Source organism: Streptomyces katrae, from assembly GCF_000966975.1.
GTDB lineage: Bacteria > Actinomycetota > Actinomycetes > Streptomycetales > Streptomycetaceae > Streptomyces > Streptomyces katrae.
In genome coordinates, this window is the sequence record NZ_JZWV01000463.1 from 1 (window position 1) to 2,132 (window position 2,132).

2 protein-coding genes are annotated in these 2,132 nt (G+C 76.8%); both read left to right on the forward strand.

Annotation, left to right across the window (positions count from 1 at the left end):
* The first annotated feature begins 77 nt into the window (after positions 1 to 77).
* On the forward strand, positions 78 to 887 hold the full coding sequence (locus tag VR44_RS17355) for a glycerophosphodiester phosphodiesterase (RefSeq protein WP_045948422.1): 810 nt from the start codon (positions 78 to 80) through the stop codon (positions 885 to 887).
* A 170-nt stretch (positions 888 to 1,057) separates the two neighbouring features.
* Complete coding sequence (locus tag VR44_RS17360; RefSeq protein WP_052713659.1) at positions 1,058 to 2,002, forward strand: AfsR/SARP family transcriptional regulator; 945 nt, start codon at positions 1,058 to 1,060, stop codon at positions 2,000 to 2,002.
* Positions 2,003 to 2,132: the final 130 nt, after the last annotated feature.

Here is a 2,132-nt window from a genome sequence, read left to right on the forward strand (position 1 = left end):
GGGGGTGGGCGGCCGGGTTAACGTCGGGGTCACAGGCCCGCACCCGGCCGTTCACTCCGGTTCGCAAGGATTCCCGCATGGCACCGACGACCACGACCCCCTCCCCCGGCACCGCCCGCGCGATCCGCGTGGTGGCGCACCGGGGGGCCTCCCACGAGTACCCCGAGCACACCATCGAGGCCTACCGGCGGGCCATCGCCGACGGGGCCGACGCCCTGGAGTGCGACGTACGGCTGAGCGCCGACGGGCGGCTGGTGTGCGTGCACGACCGGACGGTGGAGCGGACCTCCGACGGGCGCGGGGTGGTCTCCGAGCTGACGTACGCGCAGCTGGCCGCGTTCGACTTCGGCGGCTGGAAGGGCGCGGAGCACCGGGGCGCGCGGGTGCTGCTCTTCGAGGACCTGCTGAAGGAGGCCCTGGCGGCGGACCGGCCCGTGGGGCTGGCCGTGGAGACCAAGCACCCCACCCGGGCCGGCGGCCGGCTGGAGGCCGAGCTGGTGCGGATGCTGAAGGAGTACGGGCTCGCCGACGGCTCCGACGGCCGGGTCGAGGTGATGAGCTTCTCCCGCAACGCGCTGACCCGGCTGCACCGGCTCGCGCCCGGGCTGCCGTCCGTCTATCTGATCGAGCGTCCGCTGCGCGCCCCGCGGCCGCCGTTCGCGGGGCACGCCGGGCCGGGGATCGACCTGGTGCGCCGGGATCCGGGGCTGGTGGGGCGGCTGAGGGCCAAGGGGCTGCGGGTGCGGGTGTGGACCGTGGACGAGCCCGAGGACGTGGAGCTGTGCGTACGGCTCGGGGTGGAGACGATCATCACCAACCGGCCGCGTGAGGTGCGCGAGCAGCTCGGCGCCCGGGCGGTCGCGGCGGGGGCGGACGGGGTCCGGTAGACCCCCTTCGTGACGGTGCGTCATTGGCTGGTTCGCACCCGTGACAGGCGGCCCGCGAAGCTCGAACGTATGGCGAGGCGTGCGCGGCGGTATATCCGCCCGGGGCATGCCGTTGGCCGACGACGGACAGGCGCTCACCGGCGCCGTGGCGCGGGCAGGGTGACTGGGGCATGGCCGCAGAGCAGCAGGATGAACGTTCCGCCGGTGGCGACGCCCCTGATGACGAACCGGGTGGCAGACCCGGCGGCAGCGGCGGCGGCCCCGGCGGCTGTACCGGGGAGGGCGAGCCGAGCTACCTCGTCCTCGGGCCGCTGGAGGTGCGCCGCGCGGGCGCGGTGTGCACGCCCAGCCAGCTCAAGCGCCGCGCGCTGCTGGCGATCCTGCTGCTGCACGCCAACCGGATGGCGAGCGCGGACATGCTGATCGAGGAGTTGTGGGACGGGCATCCGCCGCGCTCCGCCCAGGCGACCCTGCAGATGTACGTGTCCGGGCTGCGCCGGACCCTGGACCCGGGGCACGGCCGTGCCGGGGGCGACCCGCGCCACCACCCGGTGCTGCGGACGGCCGGCTGCGGCTACGTGCTGCACGTGGAGCCCGGCGACCTGGACCTGGACCGCTCCCGGGCCCGGGCGGCCCTCGGCCGGGACCTGCGGACCGCGGGCGACTGCGCCGCGGCGAGCGGGGCCTTCTCGGCGGCGCTCGCGATGTGGCGCGGCCGGCCGCTGGCCGACCTGGGGCCCGCGCGGCTGCCGGCGTACTACGCGGTGCGGCTGGAGGAGGAGCGGCTGGCGCTGGTCCAGGACCGGATCGGCGCCGACATCTGCGCGGGCCGGTCCGGGGAGGTGATCGCCGAGCTGGCGGAGCTGTGCGCCCGCCATCCGCTGCGGGAGGGGTTCCACGAGCAGCTGATGCTGGCGCTGGCCGCCTCCGGACGGCGGGCCGAGGCCCTGGACGCGTACGCCCGGGTCCGGCGGGTGGTCGTGGCGGACGTCGGCATCGAGCCGGGGCCGGGCCTGCAGGCGGTCCAGCGGGCACTGCTGGGCGGGTTACGCCCGACCGGCCCCGAGCACGGCCGATGCCGCCGCCCGTCCCTCCTCCAGCCGGCGGGCCGCTGATCCCGTAAGCCCCTGGTGCCGCCCGCCCCCGTCCGGCCTGCCAGCGGGGGGGCGGGCGACGCCGTCCGGCCTGCCAGTGGGGAGCGGGCACGCCGACCGGCCTCCCGACGGGGAACGGCCGACACCGACC